This window comes from Oscillospiraceae bacterium (genome assembly GCA_031265355.1).
GTDB lineage: Bacteria > Bacillota > Clostridia > Oscillospirales > UBA929 > JAIRTA01.
Genome location: JAISCT010000069.1, coordinates 25,837 through 51,496 on the forward strand (window position 1 = coordinate 25,837; position 25,660 = coordinate 51,496).

Annotated in this window: 20 protein-coding genes; 1 reads left to right on the plus strand and 19 read right to left on the minus strand. The window is 62.0% G+C overall.

The features are described from left to right. Positions 1 to 8: 8 nt before the first annotated feature. From LBK75_10370 to proB, 4 genes are all read right to left on the minus strand, one after another. Entirely contained in the window at positions 9 to 560 is a 552-nt protein-coding gene (locus LBK75_10370) for a nucleotide exchange factor GrpE (GenBank protein ID MDR1158685.1), read from the minus strand. A 76-nt stretch (positions 561 to 636) separates the two neighbouring features. After that, entirely contained in the window at positions 637 to 1,701 is a 1,065-nt protein-coding gene (hrcA, locus tag LBK75_10375) for a heat-inducible transcriptional repressor HrcA (protein MDR1158686.1), read from the minus strand. A gap of 123 nt (positions 1,702 to 1,824) precedes the next feature. Further along, entirely contained in the window at positions 1,825 to 3,072 is a 1,248-nt protein-coding gene (locus LBK75_10380; GenBank protein ID MDR1158687.1) for a glutamate-5-semialdehyde dehydrogenase, read from the minus strand. A 43-nt stretch (positions 3,073 to 3,115) separates the two neighbouring features. Then, positions 3,116 to 3,922 (minus strand): glutamate 5-kinase, encoded by an 807-nt coding sequence (gene proB, locus LBK75_10385; GenBank protein MDR1158688.1) that lies wholly within the window; start codon positions 3,920 to 3,922, stop codon positions 3,116 to 3,118. A 425-nt stretch (positions 3,923 to 4,347) separates the two neighbouring features. Here proB and LBK75_10390 point away from each other — a divergent pair, with 425 nt between their 5' ends. Continuing rightward, a complete protein-coding gene (locus LBK75_10390; protein MDR1158689.1) occupies positions 4,348 to 5,475 on the plus strand; it encodes a hypothetical protein in 1,128 nt (375 codons plus the stop codon). A gap of 133 nt (positions 5,476 to 5,608) precedes the next feature. On the opposite strand, the gene LBK75_10395 is transcribed toward LBK75_10390, so the two are convergent. From LBK75_10395 to LBK75_10465, 15 genes are all read right to left on the minus strand, one after another. After that, on the minus strand, positions 5,609 to 6,751 hold the full coding sequence (locus LBK75_10395; GenBank protein ID MDR1158690.1) for a YibE/F family protein: 1,143 nt from the start codon (positions 6,749 to 6,751) through the stop codon (positions 5,609 to 5,611). 154 nt (positions 6,752 to 6,905) lie between these two features. After that, a complete protein-coding gene (locus LBK75_10400; protein MDR1158691.1) occupies positions 6,906 to 8,906 on the minus strand; it encodes a metallophosphoesterase in 2,001 nt (666 codons plus the stop codon). A gap of 85 nt (positions 8,907 to 8,991) precedes the next feature. Then, complete coding sequence (locus LBK75_10405) at positions 8,992 to 9,825, minus strand: hypothetical protein (protein MDR1158692.1); 834 nt, start codon at positions 9,823 to 9,825, stop codon at positions 8,992 to 8,994. Between the two features lie 240 nt (positions 9,826 to 10,065). Then, the gene (locus LBK75_10410; GenBank protein ID MDR1158693.1) at positions 10,066 to 10,800 is read right to left on the minus strand and encodes a PilZ domain-containing protein; all 735 of its coding nucleotides are present in this window, start codon (positions 10,798 to 10,800) and stop codon (positions 10,066 to 10,068) included. A 25-nt stretch (positions 10,801 to 10,825) separates the two neighbouring features. Then, positions 10,826 to 11,938 (minus strand): RNA polymerase sigma factor RpoD, encoded by a 1,113-nt coding sequence (gene rpoD / locus LBK75_10415; protein MDR1158694.1) that lies wholly within the window; start codon positions 11,936 to 11,938, stop codon positions 10,826 to 10,828. A 108-nt stretch (positions 11,939 to 12,046) separates the two neighbouring features. Further along, on the minus strand, positions 12,047 to 13,798 hold the full coding sequence (gene dnaG / locus LBK75_10420) for a DNA primase (protein ID MDR1158695.1): 1,752 nt from the start codon (positions 13,796 to 13,798) through the stop codon (positions 12,047 to 12,049). Between the two features lie 137 nt (positions 13,799 to 13,935). Then, complete coding sequence (locus LBK75_10425; protein ID MDR1158696.1) at positions 13,936 to 14,940, minus strand: deoxyguanosinetriphosphate triphosphohydrolase; 1,005 nt, start codon at positions 14,938 to 14,940, stop codon at positions 13,936 to 13,938. A gap of 17 nt (positions 14,941 to 14,957) precedes the next feature. Then, positions 14,958 to 15,542, minus strand: a complete 585-nt coding sequence (locus tag LBK75_10430; protein ID MDR1158697.1) for a YigZ family protein — start codon at positions 15,540 to 15,542, stop codon at positions 14,958 to 14,960. A gap of 47 nt (positions 15,543 to 15,589) precedes the next feature. Further along, positions 15,590 to 16,102 (minus strand): flavin reductase, encoded by a 513-nt coding sequence (locus LBK75_10435; protein MDR1158698.1) that lies wholly within the window; start codon positions 16,100 to 16,102, stop codon positions 15,590 to 15,592. A gap of 93 nt (positions 16,103 to 16,195) precedes the next feature. Then, the gene (rpmE, locus tag LBK75_10440; GenBank protein MDR1158699.1) at positions 16,196 to 16,399 is read right to left on the minus strand and encodes a 50S ribosomal protein L31; all 204 of its coding nucleotides are present in this window, start codon (positions 16,397 to 16,399) and stop codon (positions 16,196 to 16,198) included. A gap of 235 nt (positions 16,400 to 16,634) precedes the next feature. Next, the gene (locus tag LBK75_10445) at positions 16,635 to 18,728 is read right to left on the minus strand and encodes a glutamine synthetase III (protein ID MDR1158700.1); all 2,094 of its coding nucleotides are present in this window, start codon (positions 18,726 to 18,728) and stop codon (positions 16,635 to 16,637) included. 295 nt (positions 18,729 to 19,023) lie between these two features. Then, positions 19,024 to 22,707: an Ig-like domain-containing protein gene (locus LBK75_10450; GenBank protein MDR1158701.1), complete on the minus strand. Its 3,684-nt coding sequence runs from the start codon at positions 22,705 to 22,707 to the stop codon at positions 19,024 to 19,026. Between the two features lie 211 nt (positions 22,708 to 22,918). Continuing rightward, on the minus strand, positions 22,919 to 23,641 hold the full coding sequence (locus LBK75_10455; GenBank protein MDR1158702.1) for an amino acid ABC transporter ATP-binding protein: 723 nt from the start codon (positions 23,639 to 23,641) through the stop codon (positions 22,919 to 22,921). A 40-nt stretch (positions 23,642 to 23,681) separates the two neighbouring features. Next, positions 23,682 to 24,407 carry an amino acid ABC transporter permease gene (locus LBK75_10460; GenBank protein MDR1158703.1) on the minus strand — a complete coding sequence of 242 codons (726 nt, stop codon included), beginning with the start codon at positions 24,405 to 24,407 and terminating at the stop codon, positions 23,682 to 23,684. Positions 24,408 to 24,566: 159 nt separating this feature from the next. Then, positions 24,567 to 25,352, minus strand: a complete 786-nt coding sequence (locus LBK75_10465) for a transporter substrate-binding domain-containing protein (protein MDR1158704.1) — start codon at positions 25,350 to 25,352, stop codon at positions 24,567 to 24,569. Positions 25,353 to 25,660 lie beyond the last annotated feature (308 nt).

Below are 25,660 nucleotides of genomic sequence, written 5' to 3' on the forward strand. Positions count from 1 at the left end.
ATAACGTCTCAATTTTTTACCTTCACCATACTGTGGCGGACAACGCGGTCCCCCATCACAAAGCCGGTCTGCAATACCTCGACGACCAGATTTTCTTCGCCGGAATCGTCCAAAACATGGGCCACGGCGTCGTGCCACGTGGGGTCGAACAGCTTGCCCAGCGCCTCGATGGCAGACACGCCAAAGCCGGCCATCGCGTCGGTCAGCCCCTTCATTGTGAGTTCAACGCCGCGCCGATACGCCTCGTCCTCGGTGGGTTGGGCGAGCGCCCGCTCCAAGTTGTCGTAGACAGACAAAAATTTCTCCACCGTCCCGGCCTGCACTTCCGCTTGCAGCGCGTCCCGCTCGCGCCGGGTGCGTTTGCGGTAGTTGTCGTATTCGGCGGCCAGCCGAAGGTAGCGGTCCTTGTAATCGTCCCGCTCGGCCGTCAGCGCCTCCCACGCCTCCTCGGTACAAACCGGCGGCTGCGCCTCCATCTCAGCCCGCGCGGTCTCCTCACAGACAGACTGTGCCTCGGGCATGTCCGTCTGCGGCGCCTGTTGCTTTTCTTGCTCGCTCATGGTCTCCTCTCCCCAATAACATTTCGATTGAGTGTCTCTGGCAGCTTGGAGAAGCCGTAAGAGACACTCGAATTGCTCAAAATTTCCATGTATCGGAAATTTCAGACATCTCTTTCTCATCGCCGGAGAGCAACTGCCCCAACCGCTCAGCAACATAGGCCAGCCGTGCTGCCAGTTTTGCGTAGTCCATACGGGTGGGGCCCACCACGCCGATGAAACCCTGCAGATGTTCGCCGATGCGATAAGAGGCCGTCACAACGCTGGTGTCGCGCAACTCCTCCGCCTCGTTTTCCGGCCCAATGACAAACCGCACCGGCTCGTCGGAACCGGCCACGGCCAGCCGCGCCAATTCCCGCCTGTCGGACAGATACTCAAGCAGGCGGCGCACCTTTAAAATGTCATGGTACTCCGGGTGACCCAACATGTGTGACTGTCCGGCCAAAAAGGCCCCCCGACCATCAAATTCCTCGGAGAGCTCCGCGAGAAATTCCGTCACATAGGGGACATAGACACCGGCCTCGCCGGCCTGCCGCGCCACGCCCCGCATCCGCTCCGGCGTGACGGCGTGCAGCGCCAGCCCCGTAAGACAACCGTTCAGCACTTCAGTCAGACGCCGCAGCGCCTCTTCGACCGGCGGAAGCGGAGGGTGCACCACCTTGTTTTTGACGGTGTTGACGTCGGTGACCACAACGATGACAAAGGTAGCCACCCCCACGGTGAACAGATCAAAGCGCAACAGACGGACCTGATCGACGCGTGGGGTGAGCGCGTACACCGTGTACCGAGTGAACAGCGACAAAAACTCCCCCGCCTTCAGAATGAGGCGGTCCAGCTCCTCTGCCTTCAGCCGCATCGAAGCGTTGATGGTCTCACGCTCGGCCTCCGAGAGCCAATGATACTCCATCAGTTCGTCAACAAACAACCGATACCCCTGCGGAGAGGGCACGCGCCCGGACGAGATGTGGGGCTGTGCCAAATAGCCCATCTCCTCTAGCTCCACCATCTCATGACGCAACGTGGCAGAAGAAAACCCCAGCCCCCGGCGCTCCACCAGCGTCTTGGAGCCAACCGGCTCCGCATATTGGATGTAATCCTCGATCAACGCCCGCAATACCGCTCTTTTTCGTGAAGTCAATTTCATAGCACATCACCCATTTAGCACTCTTGCCGTCCGAGTGCCAACGTTAATGTACCACCATAGACGCGGATTGTCAAGTGGGTACTTCTTAATAACTTGAAAATTCTTATCCGCACCGCGGAGGAACTAACGCACCTGTCCCGTCCCGTGGACGACATACTTGATCGACGTGAGCGCCGCCAGACCCATGGGACCCCGTGCGTGCATTTTCTGCGTGGAGATGCCGATCTCGGCGCCGAGGCCAAATTCCTCCCCGTCCGTGAAACGGGTGGAGGCGTTGACATAGACGGCCGCCGCGTCCACACGGTCGACAAAGCGCTGCGCCGTGAAATAGTTGTTTGTGATGATCACCTCGGAATGTCCGGACCCGTAGCGGGCGATGTGAGCCATCGCCTCCCGCACGCCGGGCACCACCTTGACGGCCAGAATGTAGTCTGAAAATTCGGTCCCCCAGTCCGATTCGTCGGCCGGACGCACCGCGTCCCCCAGAATGGCGGCGGTCTCCGGGCAGCCGCGCAGCTCCACCTGTTTTTCATCCAGCTTCCTTTTGACGAGCGGCAGGAAGGCGGGCGCGATCGGACACGCTACCAGCAGCGTCTCTAACGCGTTACACACCGACGGCCGGGAAGTCTTCCCGTTGTCGACGATACGCACCGCCATCTCCAAGTCGGCCTCCGCGTCCACATAGGCGTGGCAGTTTCCGACGCCGGTCTCGATGACCGGTACATGGGCGTTTTCCACCACGCTGCGGATGAGTCCGGCGCCGCCGCGCGGGATCAGTACATCCAGCACGCCGACGAGACCCATCATGCCGACGGCGCTCTCCCGCGCCGTGTCCTCGACAAAGCACACGGCGTCCGCCGGCAGACCGCATGCGGACAGCGCCTCCCGCATGAGTGCGGAGAGGCGCCGGTTTGTGTGGATGGCCTCTTTGCCGCCGCGCAGCAGCACGGCGTTGCCCGCCTTGAGACAGAGCACCGCCGCATCCACCGTCACATTTGGGCGGGCCTCGTAGATCAACCCCACAACGCCGAGCGGCACGCGCCGAGCGCCGATGAGCAACCCGTTGGGGCGCCGCACGACATGGTCCGTCCGCCCGATGGGGTCCTCCAGCGCGACCACCTGGCGTACGCCGCCGGCCATGCCGGCGATACGCGCCGGTGTGAGCGTGAGCCGATCCAGCAAGGCCTTTGTCATCCCGCCGGCTTGCCCAGTCTCCACATCTTTTTGGTTGGCGGCCAGTATGTCTTCCTCACGCGCCTCCAGCGCGTCCGCCACGGCGAGCAGCGCGCGATTCTTGTCCGCCGTACCGGCCCCTGCGAGCGCGGGCGCCGCCGCGCGGGCCCGCCTGCCGAGTTCTTCCACTGTAACCATCCAAATCCCTCCTTCTCTTTATGTTGCGTGACGCCACACCTTGTCAATGCTTTCTGGAAAACAGCGTGCCCGCCGGCCGACCGGCGGCGATCTCGTAGAGAATCGACGGATCCTCACCAGACGCCACCACCATGTCGAATCCGGCGGCCAGCGCCATCCGTGCGGCCGCCAGTTTCGTCATCATGCCGCCTGTGCCGCGCGCCGAACCGGCGCTGCCCGCCGCGGCGCACAGGGCATCGTCCACCGCGCGTACTACAGGGATAGGTCGGGCGTCCGGGTCTGTCCGTGGGTCTCCGCTGTAGAGCGCGTCGATATCGGTAAGCAGCACAAGCAGGTCGGCGTTCACAAGCTCCGCCACCGTAGCAGACAGCGTGTCGTTGTCGCCGAAGAGGCGCTGCCGGCCCGTCTCGATCTCGTCAAAACTCACCGAGTCGTTCTCGTTGACAATGGGGACGCTCCCCCACTCGAACAGTGTAAGAAATGTATTTTCAAGGCTCGCACGCCGCGAGGGCTCCCCCACATCGTCACGGGACAGCAGGATCTGGCCCACGGTGACGCCGTATTCGGAGAAGAACTTGTCATACAAATGAATGAGCTGACACTGTCCGACGGCGGCGGCGGCCTGTTTGTAACGCACTTCGGAGGGCCGGCCAGGCAGCCCCAACCGGGACACCCCGACGCCGATGGCCCCTGACGTGACCAAAATGACGTCCCGGCCCGTGTGTTTGATGTCGCTAAGCACGCACACCAACCGGTCGAGCCGCCGCAAATTGGGTGCGCCGGACGCATGCGTCACGGTGGACGTACCCACTTTGACCACCAGACGCCGAAAATTTGCTATCTCTCCCATCCTCATCCCCCGCCAGCGGCCACACCCCGCCGAGCATGGCCGCTATTTTTGGTGTTTTCTCTGTTTCCCACGCCACGCATCCCCGAACGCAGTCGCACCGGATGTCGGCGTTGGTGACATTGTATCACAACGTGCGATAAAACTGCAAGCCCATTGCGCGCAAGCGCGCAATGGGCTCACTTCTGGTGTTGCAGCGCCACAACAGCCGTGAGTCCATTGTCAAGTCAAAATATATACCATATTTTTCCATGTATCAGTTAAAAATATCTGCACCCTTCTCTCTTTGCGGTGGAAAAATATAATTTTATGTTATATACTGTATAGGTGTGTACACAGTGGATACCCATTGCGGGCGCGGCCTCAGAAACTGGTGCAGCCCGCACCCCTTCGATCCCGCCTATGTATCCCGGAGAAGAGGAACCAATGTGAAAAAAAATCAAAAAAAATTCATCCATTATAACGGTCGCAGGCCGGTTTGGCCCAGTGTCCTCAAGGTCGTTTTCTCGCTGATCGGCCTGTTGGTCCTGCTGGCCGTCTGCCTGCTGCTGTTTTTTGTCATCACGGAATACCGGCCGGCCGACAGCGCACGGGTCGGGGTGGAAGGCCGCTCCATCCGTCCCTTCGCGCGCGTGGGCCAGACCTATTCCGCACTGACCTTCGACATCGGGTACGCCGGCCTGGATGCGGCGCAGGACCACTTCTCGGAAGGAGGCCGCCGCGCCGCGGCGGAGAGCCGGGAGACGGTGGAAGAAAACCTGAGCGCCGTCTTAGATGTGACCGGCAACGGCTACGACTTCCTGTTTTTGCAGGAGGTGGACATAGACAGTCGGCGCAGTTTTGGCGTCGACCAACGCGCCGCGCTGGCAAACTTGTTGGAAAGTTATGTGTCCTGTTTTGCCCTCGACTACAAGTCTCCCTTTGTGCCGTTCCCGCTCTCTCAGTCCGTGGGCCGTGTGGAAAGCGGACTGATGAGCTTCTCGCAGCTCTCCATCCGCGACAGCGCGCGCATCCGATTTGACGGGAGCACGCCCTTTCCGGAGCGTCTTTTTGTCCCGAACCGCTGCTTCCTGGTCCTTCGGACGGCGGTGGAGGACGGCGGGGAGCTGGTCCTCGTGAACACCCGGTTCGCGCCGTTTGGCGAAGACGGGGCGGTTCGCGACGCACAGTTTGCACAAATGCGGTCGTTTCTTGAGGCCGAGGCCGAAAAGGGACACTATGTGGTCGTGGGCGCGGACTTCTCACACCTGCTGCCTGGCGCGTCGGCGCCGGCGACGCCGCCGGCCGGTTACACGGGGCTGCCGGCACAGGCGATGCCCGTGGGCTTCCACCTGGCGGTGGACACGGACACGCCGACACGCCGGAGCCTGTCGGCGCCCTATACGGAGGAAACGTCCACTTTCACAACTGACGGCTTCTGGCTCTCGGACAACGTGGCGCTCGTCTCCGTCCAGACCAAGAACCTGGGTTTCCAAAATACCGCCCACAACCCCGTGACCATCACCTTTACGCTGTCACCGCCAGACTCCCTTGACACCACGGTCGTTTCTGACTAACGTGGGTTGCACCTACAATCCACAACCCAAATTCTTGTTTTTTATTGCCGCTCCGCGGCAATAAGGCACTAAAATAGCACACCGACTTGAGGCCCCTCCCGGCGCTGGGAGGGGCCTTGGTTTGAGCGAGAGCCTACCGTTTACTCTTGCCCGTTCTGTCGCACAGCAGCATGGCGAGCAGGGCCGTCACGGGGATCGAGGCGACGACGGCGACGCTGCTCGAAAGGCCGCGCAGGATCTCCACCACCAGGAGCTGCATGTTGAAAAGCCGCATATAGGGCAGCGCGTACATGTAGAAGATTACGAGGGTGTTGATACTGCCCCCGGTGAAGGCCAGGATCAGCGTATCGGTCATCGTGCCCATCACGTCGCGCCCGATGTTCATGCCCGAACGGAACAACTGCGCGCGCGGCAGCTGTGGGTTCAGCGCGCGCATCTCGAAGATCGATGAGGAGATCGACATGGCCGTGTCGGTGATCGCGCCGAGGGAGGAAAACAAGACGCCGGCAAATAACAGATGCCGGAAACTGAGGTGGGTCCCCCGCGCGACGAAGAGTAGCGCCTCGGCTTCCGGCGTGTTCATCGTCGTGATGCGCGCGGCCGCGCCGAACAAAAAGGCGACCAGCCCCGCTAGGAAGGTGCAGGCCACACAACCGATGACGGCCGATATCGTCTTTGGGCTCCAGCCATTCAGCATCCACAGCGTGACCACTGTCGAGACAGCCACGACGAGCAGTGCGGCAGCGATTGGATTGACGCCGACCACGATCAGCGGGATGAAGAAAAAGAGGATACACAACAGCGTAAAGAGCAGCGCCAGCAACGAGTGCGCCCCTTTGCGCCGGCCCAGCAACACGACGGCCGCGACAAACAACGCAACCAGCCCATAGATGATCGCCTCTCTGTCGTAGTCGACGACCAAGGCCGTGATGAAGTCGTCGTAGCTGGAGATGATGAATCGTGTGCCGACTTGTGCGGGGTTGTTGATGATACGCTCTACCAGGTTGTAGGTGCGGATGATCTGCCCCTTGTGCGCGCCCTCCGTGATCTCCAACACCAAGTCCTGCCGGCCGATCCGGATGTCCGGAAAATCGGGATCCGGCTGGATCGTGTCGCTCTCGATCCCGATGACCCGCGCCTTGGTGTAAGCGATGCCAGCCTCGATGTCGGCCGGCCGCTGAAACCGTAGCGTCAGGTTGAAGATGAGCAAAAACAGCAAAAACACGCCAATCGCGGCGGCGGTGATCGTGGAAGACAGTCTGCGGCCTTGCTTCATAGTCTGTCTCAGCCTTTCCGTAAAAATCCGGCGCCCCGCAAAACGCGCGGAAAAGCAAGGGGCGCCGGGCCGCCTTGCTTTTCCGCCGTCTGCCCGGCCGTTTGGCCGGGCAGACATGGTGGTGATATAAAGGGACAAGGAATGGTAGCGTGTGTCAGCGCACCTTGAGCGCGATCTCGACGATGTCCTGAATGTCGATGACGCCGTTTCCGTTGAAGTCAAAGAACCGATACTTGGCCCACGCGCTGTCCGCGCTTGTGACGCCAAAGGCATCGATGAGCTCGGAGAGATCGAGCAGCGTGACCTTGTCGTCGCCGTCCACATCGCCCGGCGTCCCGCCGACGGTGGTGAAGCGGGTATCCGCCGTCGCCGTGCGGATCGATTTTGTCCCGTCTTCTCCCCGGACGACATAGCGGGCGGTGAGGGTAAACACGCCCTCGCCGTTTCTGATGTCGGCGTTCTCCTTCGCCGTGAACAGCGCCTGCCCGTAATTGGTTGTGTTGTAGTTCGGCACCATGACCGTGAGCTTCACGCCCGTGTCCGTGTCCGCCCGATCCAGCACCGTCACACCCGCGGCGGCGGTGAAGCCGACATAGGCGTAGACGTCGGCGTCAAACGTATAGGTGAGCTCCGCCGTGTTGCTGGCCACCGGTTCCGAGAAGCCCGCGTCGACGTGGAAGTAGTCGCCTTTTTTCACGAGATTCGCGCTGCTCGTGAGCGCCAGCTCATCCACCTGCCGTGTGACGGTCAGACTGTCGTACAGGTACTTCGGCGTCGTGATCGTATCGCTGTCTTCGTTGTATTTGAACATGTAGGTGTTGATGTCGACCGCCTCGGGGGAGATCTCCACCTCTACGATGACCTGCTCCTGCTTGACGTCGCTGCCCAGGCCGTCATGATTGTCGGCCGGACTCGCGGAGTCGATGTCAAGGAAGCTGTAGCCCGCTATCAGCGGGTCGCCGGGCGCCACGGTGTAATTGATCCGAGAATACCACTTGAGCCCGCCCGCATGACCGCCGATCATGTAGAGCGGCGCGTCCGCGGGATCCGGCGCGGTACTGCCGGGTCCGTAGAGCTCATCGTAGGCCCTTGTGCCGTCGCCCTTCACAAACCCGCGGGAATACACGTGATCGTGGCCCTGGAGAACGAAATCCACGTCAAGCTCCGCGAAGATCGGGATCCAGTAGGTGCGCGCCGATACGACGTCGCTGTCCACGATGTGGCTCGCGCCGGTGACAAGGGACTTGTGGAAGCCGACGAGCGTCCACTGACCGCGCGCTTTCGCGTCCGCCACAGCGGCCCGCAAGAAATCCGTTTGCCGCTCGCGCGCCGTTGCATCCGCCCGTGCGGACTCCAGATTCAGGATGATGAAGGTCGCGGGACCGTAGTCAAACGCGTAGACGATGTTGCCCTGCTGTGCGGGGGCGTTGATGTGGCGGTACATCACGTTGTTGTCGTGATTGCCCTGGGTCACGGCCAGCATGTTGTGTCCGAACATATCCTGCCCGCCGTTCGGGAACGCGCCCTCGTTGTAAAAGAGCTGCTCCCACTGGCTCTCACTGGTGGCCGTGTCGGTGACGTCGCCCGCGATGTAGACGAAGTCGAGGTTCGGGATCTGATTCACCTCATGCAGCGTCGCGCCGAGCGACTGGGCGTTGGTGGCGTTCGAGACCTGCGTGTCCGCGAGGTATGCGAACTTGATGGACCTCTGGCTGCCTTTGGGGGGCGCCGTCTTGAACTGACCGTTGTAAGTGTTGGCGCCGTAGCCGACCGTGTACTCATACACGGTGTCCGGCAGAAGGCCGTCCACTGCGATGGCGTGGAAGAACTTTCCATCCTGGCCGATGCCGGCCGTGCCCTGCAGCGTGACGGAGTCGCTCTCTCCCTGCTTGTGGATGGCAACCTGCGTGGTGGATGCTGCGACCGTCGTGTAGGTAAAATTGACTTGTGTGGACGGATCGTCGCCCATGTGGACATTGACCTGCCGCGGCGTCCGCTGCTCGTTGAGCGTTCCGTCGTCCTCGGCCACGAGCACCGTCTCGCCCTGCCCGGGTTTGAGCGAGGGGGCCGCGAGCGCCGGTATGGTGAGTGAGACCACGAGGGCGACGGCCGTCAGCAGCGCGCTCAATTTCCTCCCCTTCTCTTCTTGAAACATATACCTACCTCCCAGATGTAATTTTATATCGCCGCCTCATCGGCGGAAATACCGTAGTGAGACGAAAAACGCATCGAACGCGTCGTCACCGGGCCGCCGTCACGGTCCAGCCCGGGACATTTTCCGTGTAGGTCAGATCGGACCCGACGACATGCACCGCGTCGACCGCGATGCTCTCCGATGTCGTGTCCCGCAATGCGGTGAGCATCACCCGACACACCGGCGCATCCTCCAGCGCGGCGCCCTTCTTCTGGCCGACCATCGTGGCGCCGACGAGCAGGTACCCGTCGAATTCCTTGCCGAAAATCGTGTGGAGCTCGGGCGTCAGAGACTCAAGGTCCCCGTCGTAACGAAACGACGCGTCGTCATAATGAAGCCGGAATTGATAACCGTACAGGTCGGACGCATGCTCCGCCGCCACCGTCAGCACCACTTTGTCTCCGGCCCGGACCTGGGCCGCCGCCGGCGCGTCGGCCTCGGGTGTGTCGACAGCGGCGTCTGATACCATGTCCGCCTCCATGTCCGCCAGAGGAACGTCCGCCTCATCCACGCCGACACCCTTCGACGGACCGGTCCCTCCACCGGACCGCCCGACCGCCGGCCCCGCGGGCTGCGGAGCGGGCAGACCGGACTCGGCCGGCGTCTCCGCCATGCTGCCGGCCGGGCGCGCCAAATAACCATCGAGCTGCTCGCGCAGCGCCGCGAGATCCTGTTCCAGTCCCGCTGCGGAGAGCCCGTTTTCTGCGGACACGCCGGCGAGCCTTGTGTAGAGACCGTCGAGTTCCGCCCGGAGCCGCAGCGTTTCCTCCTGCGCCTGCCGCAGCGCCGTGTATGTCAGAATAGAGAACACAAGACCGCCCACCAGCGCCGCCGCCGCCACACCCGCGACAAGTTCCCGAACCCGCTTTTTCAGCCTCATACCGCTGCCTCCCCGACCGTACGAGCCGTCCCGCGGTCCCTTTTTTCAAACACCCGGCTCAAACATCTGGTCAGATTTTAACACCATCTATGTAAAACCCAAAAGCAGCACGCTGTAAAAGATATGTAAAATGCAACAGCGGCCGCGCGGGCCGCCCATAGAAAAAGCCCGCGCCCCTGTAGAAGGGGTGCGGGCCAAACTGTTCTGTTTTCTTGCCGGATCCGCCGGCCGCCCATGGAGTCAGCCGGGCAGTTCCGCCTGCGTGAAGGGCTGGTGGATGTCTACGCGCATGCGCTGCTGCTGGATGCGAAAGAGGATGTTCAGCAGACCCTCTTTGTCCAGCCTGCTCTCGAACAAAAATTTGAGACCACAGAGATATTTGAACTCCGTGTCATTTTCGCGGCGCGTGGTCCAGCGGGTCTCGGCCGTGTAGCTGACGGGTTCCTCGGTGCTGGGGATCAGCAAGCGGATCCTGACGCGCTCGTACTCGCGCAGTGGCGTGTCCACGCAGACGGCGGCGCCGCCGCCGCTCACATCGTGGGTCAGGCCGTAGATCTCCTGCGTGACCGTCGTCCCGTCCTCGCCCACCTCCTCCCAGATGATCATCGCATCCACGAGCAGGTCCAAGCGGAAGTCCTCGCGCCGCTGGGTGCGCAGGATATCGGTCATGCGCTCCACGTCGATGTAAAACATGTCGCCGCGCTTGAAGCGGTCGCGCACAACCCCCTGGAAGTCATAACGCATCTTGTTGCGGTAATATGAGAAGAAGAGCGTGCGTCCCACACCCAGCGGATACAGGTTGCCGCGGTACATGGGGGCATCGATGATAAACCGGCCGTTTTCCGTGTCGTGCTCGAACACGGAAGAGAGCTGGAAGTCAGGGCTGACCCCAGACGACCCGTCGAGTGTGATCGTGAGCTTCGTCCCAGTCTTTATGCTTGTGGGGGCGCCGACCGGACATCTGTTTCGATCCATGCAGCGTTCATCCTCTCAGTACAAATCAGTTCAAAAAATCTTTCAATTTCTTGGAGCGGCTCGGGTGGCGGAGCTTACGCAATGCCTTGGCCTCAATCTGCCGGATGCGCTCGCGCGTCACATTGAATTCCCGGCCCACCTCTTCCAATGTGCGGGTACGGCCGTCCTCGATGCCAAAGCGCAGCCGCAACACCTTTTCCTCCCGCTGCGTCAGCGTGCCCAGCACGTCGACGATCTGTTCCTTGAGCAGCATGAAGGAAGCGGCCTCGGCTGGTTCCGAGGCGTCCTCGTCCGGGATAAAGTCGCCCAGATGGCTGTCCTCCTCCTCGCCGATCGGCGTCTCAAGGGACACAGGCTCCTGCGCGATCTTCATGATCTCCCGCACCTTTTCCACCGGCATCCCCATCTCTGCGGCGATCTCCTCCGGGGACGGGTCGTGTCCCAGCTCCTGCAGGAGCTGGCGGGACACACGGATGACCTTGTTGATGGTCTCCACCATGTGCACCGGAATGCGGATGGTACGCGCCTGGTCGGCGATGGCGCGGGTGATGGCCTGCCGAATCCACCAGGTGGCGTAGGTAGAAAACTTGTATCCTTTAGTATAATCGAATTTTTCCACGGCTTTGATAAGCCCCAGATTGCCCTCCTGGATCAAATCCAGGAACAACATACCGCGGCCGACGTATCGCTTTGCGATGCTGACGACGAGACGCAGATTGGCCTCGGCCAGCCGTTTTTTGGCATAATCGTCCCCTTCCCACATCTGACAGGCAAGTGTGATCTCCTCGTCGGAGGAGAGGAGAGGCACCTTGCCAATCTCCTTGAGATACATGCGGACCGGGTCGTCGATGTTGAAACTCTCGGCCAGCACATCCGGGTCGGCCAATTCCTCGGGCGGGATCTCCTCGATCTCGTCGATCTCCAGCGCAATGTCCTCGGGCAGACCCTCCGGATCCTCCTCGACGGCCAGCTCGATGTTCAGGCCCTCCAACGTGTCGTAGAGCTTGTCGATCTGCTCCGAATCAAAATCCAACTCTTCAAGCGCGCCCATGAGTTCTTTGTCTGTCAGCTTCCCTTTCTTCTTGCCAAGCTCGATGAGCTCTTTGATCACAGCTTTTTTCTCCTCATTGGTGGCCATTGCGGATCCTCCATAACCCCGGAGCGCAAAGGCGCTCCGATTTCTTTAATTGCGGCTTCCCGCGCCGTCTTCCGGCACGGACCGTTTCGCGGTTTCACAGCGTGCGGTTTATGAGATTTGGCTCTCGTACTTGGTTTTCTGCAGCACCAGCAGAGGGTCCTCCCCCGCCGGTCCGGCGCGGCGCAGCGCGCTCTCCGCCGCGATGACGGCGGCGGAGTCGCGCAGGGCCTGCGCTCCGTGGGCCAACGAGGCCGGCCGGCTCACAAGACGGACAAAATGAGACATCTCATCCGGCGTGAGATGACTTTCGAGTGCGTGCGGCGCGAGCGCGCGTCCCTCGCGGTACCGCTCGCACAGAACCATGAAGATGCGTCCGAGCAGAGGCACCGAGAAGTCCGCCGCCGTCACGAGACCGTCCGCCGCCTCCGACAGCGAGGGATCGTGAAAAAGCATACGGACCACCTCCTCCTCGGCGCTGGCCGAGCGCGGGTTGCCGTAGCGCACCTCGCGGACATGCGGCTGGATCGTCCGCTCCGGCCGGCTCGCGCGGCGGGCCAGCTCGCGGTCCACCCGGCGCGCCTGTTTGGCCCGTTCGCGCCTCACATCGGCGGTCAGCGCCTCAAACGACACCCGGCACATCTCGGCGGCGCGGCGGGTGTAGACATCCCGCTCGGCGGCGCCCGGCAGCGAGGCCAGCAGCGCCGCAGCCTCGCGGCAGAACGCCAGGCGCCCCTCGTCGTCCGCCAGATCGAAGCGCGCCGCCAGCGTGCTCAGGCGATACTCCGTCTGTGTCTCGGACCCGGTCAGCAACGCAGCCAGCGCCTCCCGCCCGTAGCGGCGGAGGAACTCGTCCGGGTCTTTTGCGTCCCGCAGGCGAAGCACTTTGACAGCCACCCCAGACTGTCCCAACAGTTCGATAGCGCGGTGCGCGGCGCTCTGCCCGGCGCTGTCCATGTCGTAGGCAAGCACCACTTCTTTCGTGTACTTGGCGAGCAGCAACGCCTGCGCGTCGGTCAGCGCGGTGCCGAGCGAGGCCACGGCGCAGTCAAACCCCGCCTGGTGCAGGGAGACGACGTCCATATATCCCTCGGCCAGAATCAACCGGCCTTGCTTGGTATTTTTCGCCATGTTCAGGGCAAAAAGCTGACGGCTCTTCGAGAACACCGGCGTGTCCGGGCTGTTTAGATACTTGGGCGCCGATCCGTCCAGCACGCGTCCGCCGAAACCGACCACCTGCCGGCGCAAGTCGATGATAGGAAACATGAGCCGGCCGCGAAACCTGTCGTACAGCCCGCCCGTCTTGTTGCGCACCACGAGCCCGGCCTCCAGCAGATCGGACTTGGTAAAATCGGCCTCCGTCATCGCCCGGATGAGTTCGTCCCAGCGATCGGGCGCGTAGCCGATCCCAAAGCGGGTGACGGCGCCCCGAGAGAGTCCGCGCGCCCGACAGTATGCCTGCCCGGCCTGCCCGGCGGGGGACAGCAGCGTCTCGTGAAAGTAGCGCGCCGCCGCGCGGTTCAATTGATAAATAGCATCGCGCCGCCGGCGCGCATCCCGATCGGCGCCCTCCTCCGGCACGGGCAGATTGGCCCGCTCGGCCAAAAAGTGCACCGCCCCCGCAAAATCCAAATTCTCCACGCGCATGATAAATTGCAACACGCCGCCGCCGGTGCTGCAGCCGAAACAATAGAAGAGCTGCTTGTCCGGAGAAACAGTAAATGACGGCGTCTTTTCGCTGTGAAACGGGCAGAGGCCCTTGTAATCGCTCCCCTGCCGCTTCAGCGGCACATACCGGGAGATAAGCTCCACAATGTCGGTGCGGGCAAAGAGTTCCTCCAAAAATGCGTCCGGAAAGGCCATCCCATCACCACCGTCACGGTACCGGCACCCACGGACGCAGACTGGGAAGCGGCCCCGCGCCCCCCGTCGCCGGCATGTACGTCATGTATATATTTACCATAAATGGAATCCGCTATGCAACATAGATGTTCGGACCATCAGGTCCTCTGCCAGCCTTTCGGTACGAAAATTTCCTCAAACCGAGCCACGGCAAAACGGTCCGTCATGCCGGCGATATAGTCGCACACCGCCCGCTCTCGTCCCTCGATCTCGGCCGCCGCGCGCATGTCCGGCGGCAGTTCGTCCGGGCAGCGGACATAGTGTTCGAAAAGTTTTTGCAAAAAATCGCGTGCCTTGGTCTCCTCGCCCTTGGCCACCGGGTTCTTGTAGACCCGCTCAAACAGAAAAGTCCGCAACGCACGCATCGCCTCCTCCATGGGCGGCGAGAGGCCAATGTCCTCCTGCGCCCGGCTGTGTGCGACGAGGTCGCTCACAAAGGCGTTGATGCGCGTCGAAAGCGTGTCGCCGAGCCGCACGCGCAACGGCTGCGGGATGTCCTCCAGCGCGAGGATGCCGGCGCGCAGCGCGTCGTCGATGTCCGCGCTGAGATAGGCGATCCGGTCGGCCTTGTGGACGAGCCGGCCCTCCAGCGTCTGAGCCCGGACAGGTCCGGAGTGGCAAACGATGCCGTCACGCACCTCCCACGTCAGGTTGAGACCCTGTCCGCCACGCTCCAAACGGTCCACAACGCGCAAGCTCTGCGCATAATGGGTAAAACCGCCCGGCATCACAGCCGTCAGCGCCGCCTCGCCGGCGTGACCGAATGGGGTGTGCCCCAGGTCATGCCCGAGGCCGATGGCCTCGCAGAGGTCCTCGTTGAGGCGCAGGGCGCGGGCCATCGTGCGGGCCACGCGGGTGACTTCCAGCGTGTGGGTCATACGGGTACGGTAGTGGTCCCCCTCCGGGTTCAAAAACACTTGCGTCTTGTGCATCAGACGGCGGAATGCTTTGGTGTGCACGATGCGGTCCGTGTCCCGCTGAAAATCTGTGCGGAGCGGACAGGGCGTCTCCGGCTGCGCGCGCCCCCGACCTTCCGCCGCGCGCACGGCGCCGGCGGAAAGCCTCTCCGTCTCCCATCTCTCGACCGATTCGCGAGCTGTCATGGCCTTCCCCCTTGGTTTCAGTCCGTCTGCAAGGCGCGAAACGCCTCCTCGCCCGCCGCCGGCGTGACACGCCCGGCCGAAAGATCCACAATCCGCTCGACGAAGACTCCGGTCAGCGGAGCCGGCATCCAAAGCGCGATCGAGACGTCGGCGGCGTAGTCGACAGACTCCTCCACGCCGCCCGCGGCGGCGATCTCCTGGCGCACCGGCGTGAACAACGGATAGGGACAGGAAATCGTCAGCCGCGTCCAGCGCCGCATCGTGGCGAGACCCGCCGCGTCCAGCGCCTCCCGAGCCGCACGGGCGTAGGCACGCACCAGACCGCCCGTGCCCAGCAGCACCCCGCCGAAGTAGCGGGTGACCACGCAGATCAGGTTGTATACGCCGGCGTGGCGGAGCACGTCCAATACCGGCAGGCCCGCCGTACCCTGCGGCTCCCCGTCGTCCGAATAGCGCATGAGGTTCCCTTCGCGCAAGAGATAGGCGTACACGTTGTGAGTTGCGTCCCAGTGCTTGGCGCGGATCTCCTGCAAAAAGGCAAGCGCCTCGGCCTCATCGCACGCAGGGCACACCCGCCCGACAAAACGGGAACGGCGCTCCACAAATACGGCTTCACCCGGCCCGCGCGGGACCTGATAGGCCTCGTCGCTCACACGTCTTGGCGTAGCAGGGTGACAACCTCCCCAATATACAGGTGGTGGAAATCCCCGTCTGGATAGTGGGCGCCTATGAGCGCCGGCTCCAGGAAACGTTCTTGCTTGAAACGTCCCTTGTAGAGCTTGTGGCAGACGACGGCCAGCTTGGCCTCGGCAAAGAGCGGCACGTCCTGCGGGCCGTTTTCGAGGGTCAGGTGCGCCTCCGCCGCCTTGTCGACGTCGCGGCCGCTCTTGGTCCCGCACAGGTTCAGCGCAGCGCGGCCGGACTCTTCAAAAAAGGAGAGGCTGAAGTGGCTGGCCTCGTCGATGAACTCCCGCGTGTAACGCTGCGGACGGATGTACACGGTGGCCACGGGGCGGCCCCAAAGGACGCCAAACCCGCCCCAGCTCGCGGTCATCATATTGCACCGCGCGCCGACGCGGGCGGCGACGAGCATCCACTCATCGCCGATGAGAGTGAAGGGATTGATGGAAAAGTCGGACTGCGCAACAGGGGTCCATGACATATGCTTTCCTCCTCTTTTATCGATGGTTTCGGTGTCGGACTGAATCATTCATATGCGACAAACCCACGCCTCAGGCGTGGGTTTGTCCGATCCTCATTGTCCGAGGCCGAATTTCTTGTTGAAACGATCCACACGGCCGCCCGTGTCCACCAGCTTTTGTTTTCCGGTGTAAAAGGGGTGGCACTTTGAGCAAATTTCCACGCGAATGTTTTGCTTCGTGGAGCCCGTTTCAAAGGTCTCGCCGCAGGCACAGCGGACAGTCGTCGTCTCATAGCGGGGGTGTATCCCTTGTTTCATGGCGGTTTCCTTCCCTTACATCCGTCTTTGATCCACTAAATCTGGTATAAAACACAAAATATAGTAGCACAGACCACAAAATATAGTATCGTACAACCTGCCGGCGCACACCGGACGCCCACGCCGCCGTGCCACACGGGCTCGTTGGCAGAAAGGCGGATATTATTATACCACGCCCTTTCCCGCCGCGCAAGCCCTTTGTCAAAAAATCTCTCCGCGCTCCAGCACGGCGGGTTCAGACCACGCTAAACAGGATCTCGCCGTACGAGGGGAAGGGCCAGTCGCCGCGGCCCGTGAGCATCTCAAGCTCGTCCACCACACCCCGCAGCGTCTGCATGTTGAAGAAAACCTCGGCCTGGTAGTAAAACGCGGCGTCTTTCTTGTCGGCATAGCGCCCGACGCCGGTCACCGAGGCTTCCAGCTCTTCGATCTGGGACGACAGACAGCCGGCAAGCCCGGTCAGCCGCCGCAGCAGCTCTGTCTCCAGCGTGTCGTCCAGCTCGGCGGCCACACCCCGCTTGGCGAGCACGCTGTCGGCGAGCTGCTTTGTGTACCGCACCACCGCCGGCACTACCTCACGCCGCGTCATGTCGATCATCGTCAGCGCCTCGATGTGGATCGTTTTTGCATAGTTTTCCAGCATTATCTCCATACGGGAGACGACCTCTGCCCGAGAGAGCACCCCGTGGCGCTCGAAGAGCCGGATGTTCTCCTCTGAAGCGAACAGAGGCAGCGCCTCTACCGTCGTGGTCAGGTTCAAAAGTCCGCGTTTTTGCGCCTCGACCACCCATTCGCCCGCATAGTTGTTGCCGTTAAAAATGATACGTCCGTGGCGGCGCAGCGTATCCTTCACCAGCGCGTCCAACGCCTTACTGAAATCCTCCGCGCCCTCCAGTGCGTCGGCAAACCCGGCGAGCGTGTCCGCGACGATGGTGTTCAGTATGATGTTCGGCCCCGCCAGCGAGAGCGGCGCGCCGAGCATGCGAAATTCGAATTTGTTGCCGGTGAACGCGAAGGGAGAGGTGCGATTCCGGTCTGTCATGTCCTGCGGAAAATGCGGCAGGGTGTCGACGCCGATCGCCATCTGCACCTGACTGCGGCTGTGGTAGCGGGTGCCCTCGCGGACGGCGGTGAGGATCTCCGTCAATTCGTCGCCCAGAAAGATTGAGATGATGGCGGGCGGCGCCTCGTTGGCTCCCAAGCGGTGGTCGTTGCCCGCGGTGGCCACGGAGATGCGCAGCAGATCCTGGTGCTCGTCCACCGCTTTGATGACGGCGAGAAGGAAGAGCAGGAAGCGCGCGTTTTCGGCCGGCGTGCGGCCTGGGTCCAGCAGGTTCTCCCCCGTCGCGGTGCCAAGCGACCAGTTGTTGTGTTTCCCGCTCCCGTTGACGCCGGCGAAGGGCTTTTCGTGGAGCAAACAGACAAGGCCGTGGCGGCCCGCAATCGTCTTCATCAGCTCCATCGTGAGCTGGTTGTGGTCGACGGCGATGTTGACGGTCTCGAAGACCGGCGCGAATTCGTGTTGGGCCGGCGCCACTTCGTTGTGTTTTGTCTTGCTCAAAACGCCCAGCTTCCAGAGCTCCTCGTCCAACTCCTGCATAAACGCCGCCACACGGGGTTTGATGGCGCCAAAGTAATGGTCGTCCAGATCCTGCCCCTTGGGCGGGCGGGCGCCGAACAGTGTCCGCCCGCAGTAGATAAGATCCGGTCTCTTGTTCCAGACTGCCCTGTCGATGAGAAAATACTCCTGCTCGGCGCCGACGCAAGGCGTGACATCCCCCGGGTCTATCTCGCCGAAGAGGGCCAAAATCCGTTTGGCCTCGCGGCCGATGGCCTGCATGGACCGCAGCAGCGGCGTCTTTTGGTCCAGCGCTTCACCGCCGTAAGAACAAAACGCCGTTGGGATGTACAATGTCTTCCCTTTGAGAAAGGCGTAGGAGGTCGGGTCCCACGCGGTGTAACCGCGCGCCTCGAAGGTGGCCCGGAGCCCACCCGTCGGAAAACTGGAGGCGTCCGGTTCGCCCCGCACCAACTCCTTGCCGGAAAACTCCATGATAACCCTGCCCTCGCCGTCCGGGGCGACGAAAGCGTCGTGTTTTTCCGCCGTGACGCCCGTCATAGGCTGGAACCAATGGGTAAAATGGGTGACTCCATGCTCGCAGGCCCAGTTCTTCATCGCGGCGGCCACGACACTGGCCACCGCCGGGTCCAACGGCGTATGCGCCTCGATTGTCCTCTTCAGGGAGCGGTAGACCTCTTTGGGCAACCGCCGGCGCATCACGGCGTCGCCAAAAACCAGGCTGCCGAAGGTACTGATGACATCGCCCATGGTTTGTTACCTCGTATATACAAAAATCCCGGCCAAAGAGCCCCGCGGCGCCTTTGCTGCCGTCTTTCCGTTCTGATCGTTCTAATTATAGAGTGTATCATCGAAGGGCTTCCCCTGTCAAGGCATTTGGGGCGCCGTTTGCTCAAAATCGCGGTTTTCCGGGCGAAAAGGGTGGTGAGTGTCCGGCAAGCGGCCACGATTGGCCGGCACCGCGCAAAGGAGGAGCGGCCCGTCGGTCGCTCCTCCTTTACGCGGTTTTCGCCGTAAAGCGTCGATCTCACGTTTGCTTTTGCGCTTACCCGACGCTCACCGTCACAAGATGGATGAGTCCGCTGCCGTCGAGGGCGCGCAATGTGACAAGCGTGGTGCCGGCCCTGAGCGCCGTGACCATGCCGGTCTGATCCACCGTCACGATGTCGGGGTTCGCGGAGGCAAATTCGTAGGTCTCGCTGTCGACCGAGAAGTTCAGCTTGGCCTTAGCCTTGATGCGCAGGGAGACGCGGGCCGAGGAATGCGCCTTGACGACCGTCGCGTAGATCCGGTCGGACTGGATATCACCGTCCACAGACGCGAAGTAGCTGTGTCCGCCCAGCCAGGACTTGTCCTGCGTGACGGCTTCGGGGACCGTGAAGTCGAGGCGGCCGCGCTTGTCCGTCCGGACTTCGGCATTGTAATCGCTCGTCTCGTCCGTGGGGGCGGCGTTGTAGCGCACCGACAGGGAGACCGGCGCGTCCGGCTCATAACCGGCCCCCGTGACCGTCACGGTCCGGCTCGTCTTGTCCGCCGTGACCGTGAAGCTGCCGTGGTACTCGTCGATGACGGGCACGTCGTCCTCCCCGACAGCGCCGCCCAGCATCTTACTGTAGATCGCGTTCGAGGCGTAGCGGTAGTCGTCCTTCTGGTGCATCTTGTTGACCAGCGTGTTGGCAAAGAGTGTGAGGTCATATTTGCTGCCGCCGACGGTCCGATTGTACTCCAGCGCGACCACCGCACCCAGGTAGGGCGTGAGGTTTGTCTGACGGATGAACCCGCCAAACGGTGTGTCGGTGGTGTTGCGGATCAGCACGCGCGCCCCCTCGGGAACTGTGCCGAAGTAGTTGCCGCCGAAGCCGTACATGATGTTGTCGCCGGCGGCGCGGTAGCTGTCGGTGACCGGGCTCTCCTCGACATATTGGACGGTCGTCAGGCAGTCTGTGGTGCTGCCACCGCTCACGGCGCCAAGCAGCGTGCCGAGCGACGTGCCGCCGACGCTAAGCGTGAACGACCGGGCTGCCATGATCACCGCCGGCGTGCCGGAGGCGATGGCGTCGGTGACGGCGGTACGCTCATCGCCCTGTTGTGTATTTGTGTTCGCGACGATCACATCCGCCTCGGCTACGTCGCGGGTCGCCGTGAAGCCCATCTCGTCGAGGAACGCCTGTTTGCTGTAGTTGTAGCCGTATGCGCTCGTGAGGCTGTAGTGGATGTACCCGGTTGTGTTGTCGGCCGGGCGGCCCGTCAGGTAGATAGTGGGTTTTTCGATCTTGCGCGCGGCCGGCAGTTCCTTCACGCCGTACGCCTGCAGGACCTCCGTGTCGCGCACCGCCAGAAAGTCCTCGTAGGAGATAAGGAAATTGCTCTTGTACGGACCCCCGGTGATGTAGCCGACGGTCCCGCCTTGGTCGAGCAAGGTATTCACGGCCTTCACCGCCGCGACGCTGTTGTTCGCGAGCACCACGGCGTCGCCGGCCTCCCCGTCGTACCAGCTCTTACCGCCGCCGGGTTCCGTCACCGGCGCGAGCTTGCCGGCCAGCGCGCCGGGCACGCGGATCTCGTGGCAGTCGAAGCCGCGGGTCTTGTCAAACGACGTGGTCGGCTCGGAGTAGAGCTCTGGCCACGTGGTGATGAGAACGCTGTCGTACAGCGTGCCGTTGGCCACGTTGCGCTTGGCCTGGTGCATGTTGACAACCAGGCTGCCGGCCTTGTAAGTGGCCCCGCCCACCGTGACGTCCTCGGTCAGCGCGGAGAGAAGGACGTTGTTGCGCAGGAAGAAGTCTTTGATGTGGTACGCCTCGGAGAGGTTTCTCTGGTTGGCGTCGTCCAGCGGGACGACGTAGTACTCCGGGAAGAAGTTGTTGTTCTCCGGGTGGCGCGGACGGTACACATTCGCCTCGGCGCCGGGGTTGTCGGCGGCGTCCACGTACCACGGGCGGACCGAATCTGGGTCCTCATTCTCCACGCCGCGCTTGAAACCGGCGACAAGGTTTTCCACATAGACGTCCTTGTTCTCGGCCACCTGCGTGGAGTGACCCATCATGCCGTACTCCAGCGCCTTCTTGCCCTCCTCGTTCGAGGCGGGCACCTCGACGGTGTAGGCCACCGTGCCGTGGAGCATCGAATACTGCGGGGTGTAGTTGGTCGACATGTCGTCCCACGGCTCCGGCCAGTCCAGGGTGCCGGTGACGGCGTTTTCAATCAGATAGTCGCGCAGCGGCATCTGGTAGCTGTTGTAGCGGGTGTTGTTCACGACGGCGGCCGCGCCGAACGCCTCGCCGCCCTTCACCGCCATCTCGGCAAAAAGGTCGTACTCCACATTGGGCTCGTGCGGGGGCGAGCAGGGCTCGACCTGGAAGTTTGACACGAAGCCGTGGAACTCGATGTACGCCACGGGGTTCCAGTCGGAGATCATGTCGGTCATGTTGATCGTCTCGGCCTGCGTCTGGAACAGGTTGTCGCGGTTCAGGTCGACGCCGCCGCCGCCCTGCCGCGTGTTGTGGGTCCGGCCGTCCATATTTTCCTCCGGCACGATGATGAAGAACACGTCGTCCAAAATCGCGTCCGAATCGAAGGCTTTGCTTTTGATGTTGTAGTAACTCTCCAGCGTCGCTCTGGCGATGACGCCGGAGTTGTCATTGGCGTCCGACGGGGTGATGCCGCCCTTGAACGTCGTCCATTCTTGGATCAGCGAAGAGGTGGCCCTTTTCCCCATGCCGCCGTATCCGTCTCTATCGGTCTTCGCGCGCTGCTCTGTGAGCCGCGTCTTGCCCGCCTCGGTGAGGCTCTCAATGTCGTCGTACGGCACCGGCGTGTCGTAGCCCTCGATGACGTCCCACACGAAGTCCATCGGCGCGTCCGCGCCGTTTGTCTCGTCGGCGTGGATGTTGCTGTAGAGCACCGGCACACGGATTTCATCCTCGTACTCCCCGTAGTACGCGAGCGCCGCGGCGGGGTTTTCGATCGACAGGGCCAGGAAGGATTTCCAATTATTTACATCTTCCGCGGTCTCAGCCAGAACAATATAGGGCATGTCGATGCCGAAGGTGCTCTGGCCCATGCTGTACACCTCGGCGTACAGCCCGCTCTCCTCGGCGGCGAGCTTCGCCTCCAGCAGTTCCACGGCAAACTCCTCGGCGGTGCGGTAGGAGTCATACGCGTTGACGCGGACGCTCGTCTGCCCGAGCACCGCGCCGTCGGCGTCCCGAGCGATCAGGTCGAAGTCGCCCGTATAATCCAGCATTCTGCCGCGGCTCCCGTTGATGCCGACGCTGTTGAAGAATGTAATGTTGGCAAACGTCAGCTTCAGCGCCGGGAGGCCACCGGTCGCCGCCGCCACGGTCACGATGTTGTCGAAGACCGCCTGCAGGCCTACCCGCGGCGCGTCGACCCGCCAGTCCTCCAGCGTGTTGCCCAGGTACTGGGTCGGGTACAGCTCCGGATCTCGGATGCCCGCCTCGCGGGTCAGCGACCAGGTGACGCCGGCCGCCAGCGCCTCGGCGTCCGTGCCCTCCGGCAGCGGAAGAATGACTTCAAACGTTCTCGCGTCCGTCATGGAAATTCTGTCCATGCCCCCGTCGCCGCTCACGTTTGTGAACGTGACTTCGGGGATAGGCAGCGGTGCGGCCTCTACGGCGGCCACCGGCTGACAGAGCAGCGCCACCAGCGCGAGCACTGTCACAAGGCACAGGATGCGTTGACGCGTGTCCTTCGATTGCAGCATCATGATTGGAAACTCCCTTCTTCTTTCTGTTTTCTGTCTTATGCTTGGCACGGCGCCCCGCCTCGGGCGGCGGACGCCGAAAACCCACCGGGCAGAGCCCACCCCCTGCGGTTTGTCTGTCTCTAACGTGAGTTGCACCTGCAACCCACAACCCAAATTCTTGTTTTTTGTTGCCGCTTCGCGGCAGTAAGGTACTATTGAGGGGGAGGACGGGTCACAGGATCTTACGCAGGAACTGGGCGGTGCGGTCGCGCCGCGGGGTGGTAAAAAACACCTCCGGCACGGCCTCCTCGACGATCTGTCCCTCATCCATGAAGACGATCCGGCTGCCCACCTCGCGGGCAAAGCCCATCTCGTGGGTGACGATCACCATCGTCATCCCCTCGCGCGCTAAATCCCGCATCACCTCCAGCACCTCCCCGACCATCTCCGGGTCGAGCGCGGAGGTTGGTTCGTCAAACAGCATGACGTCCGGGTTCATGGCCAGCGCACGGACAATGGCCACCCGCTGTTTCTGCCCGCCCGACAGCATGGCGGGGTATTCTTGCGCCTTTTCGGCGAGCCCCACCCGCCTCAGCAGGCGCATGGCGTCCGCCTCGGCTTCCGCCCGGCTCTTTTTCAGCAGGGCGATCGGCGCGGCGGTCAGGTTTTTTAGAATGGTCATGTGAGGAAAGAGGTTGAAATGCTGGAACACCATCCCCATCTTCTGCCGATGGATGTTGATGTTCACCGACAGGTCGGCCAGGTTCACGCCGTTGAAGTAGACTGCGCCGGCGGTTGGGTCCTCCAGCATGTTCAGCGTGCGCAGGAAGGTGGACTTCCCCGAGCCGGACGGACCGATGATGACGACCACCTCACCCCTGTGGATGTCGATGTTGATTTGGCTCAGCGCCGCCAGATCGCCGAACCGCTTTTCCAGGTCCTCCACCCGGATCAGGATGTTCTCATCCCCGGCGCCGGCCCGGGTGTTCCGGTCGTCAATGGTCACTGGCGCGCAGCCTCCTTTCCAGTCTGGTCACGAGATGGGACAGGAAAATGACCACAATCAGGTAGATCAGCGCGACCACGATCAGCGGCATAAACGCCATATAGGTGACGCTGCGGATGATGTCCCCGCCCTTGGCCAGGTCCTCCAGCGCGATGTACCCGGATATGGAGGTCTCTTTCAGCAGCACGATGATCTCGTTGCCGAGAGACGGCAGCACGTTTTTAAACGCCTGCGGGAGGATGATGCGCATCATGGTCTGCGCGTAGGAGAACCCCAGGCTGCGGCCCGCCTCCATCTGGCCCCGTTCGATCGACATGATGCCGGACCGGACGATCTCGGCCACATAGGCGCCGGAATTGACACCGAACGCAATGACAGCGACCACGACCTTGCTGATGTTCACCGCGCCGAAGACGACGAAGTAAATGATCATGAGTTGTACGACGACCGGGGTCCCGCGGATCACCGTCAGATACAGCTTGGCGATGCCGTTGAGAATGTTCAGCGCCACGCGCGGCACCGGTTTCAACCCGGTCACTTTGTCGTACGTCGAGCGGACGATGGCGATCAAAAAACCCAGTACCAGCCCAAGCAGCGCCGCCAGCAGCGTGATGAGCAGTGTGAGACCGAGCCCTCTGGCCAGCAGCGTCCAGCGGTCGTCCACGATGAAGACCCGTTCAAAAGAATTCTGCAGTGTGTTCCAAAACGCTTCCATCCCGTCTCCCCTTTTGCCGGCCGAAAAACAAAAGGGGCATAGACACCGTCGTTACCATTCAGGTGTTCACGCCCCCATTGCGCTGCGTTTATCCATCCCGCCGGTCTGTCTCCGGGCCTGGCGCGCCGAGCCCGGGCCTATGCGCCGGCCAGGCTATGATTATTTGCTGCGAACAATGACCACCTGAGTCGCCGTGGTATACGAAGCGCTGAAGTCCACGCTCTCCCGGCGCTCCTCGGTGTCTGTGATAGCGGCGATGCCGACGTCGGCCTTCCCTGTCTGCACCGCCGGGATGACGGAGTCGAAGTTCATGTTTTCGATTTGAAGCGTGAGACCCAGCTTGTCGCAGAGCGCCCGCGCCATGTCCACGTCCAGCCCGACGATCTGATCGCCCTCAAAATACTCATACGGCGGAAACTCCGCGTTTGTAGCCATGGTGAGCGTGCCCAAACGGGTGATGCCCTCCGGGGATGTATACGGCGTCTGGCCCGCTTTGTCGCCGATGTAGTTGGCCACAATACTGGCCAGCGTGCCGTCAACGATCAACTCGGCGAGCGCGCTGTCGATCTGATTTTTCAGCTCCGTGTTACCCTTTGCCAAGGCAATTACATATTCTTCCAACTCAAAGGGATCATCCAGGATCCGCAAATCGCTGTTTTGCTGCACATAGACCTTGGCCGGTTCGTTGTCGATCAACACGCAGTCGATCTTTCCCTGCTTAAGCGCAAGCACGGCGTCGGCGCCCTTGTTGTAACGGCCCACCTCGGCGCCCTCGACGTCGCTGGCGTAGATATCGCCCGTGGTACCGAGCTGCACGCCGATGTGCTTGCCTTCTAAATCGTCGAGGCTGAAGACCGTATTTGCGGGCACAGAACTCGCACAGCCGGCGAGCAGCGCCACCACTGCCACTGCGGCGGCCAAACACGCCAGAATCTTCTTTTTCATCATCTTTCCCTCACATCATCGTGATTTGCGGGGCCGTCGTCACATGATGTCCGACTCCCTGCGCCCACCGGAATATGGGAATACATCCCTATACACTTTCTGCAAAAGCACACAAGTCCCACACATTTGCAGGAAATCGTTCGGATGTTTTGCCCAAGGATTCTCACTACGTATTTATTAAACCACATTTTTAGGTTTTTCGCAAGGGGGCGGCGTGTATTTTTTGCATTTTTATTCATCGGGCACGGTGCGCCGCCGGTCCGCACGAAATCCGCATAGGCCGCCGGCTGGGGGCGTATAGAATAGGG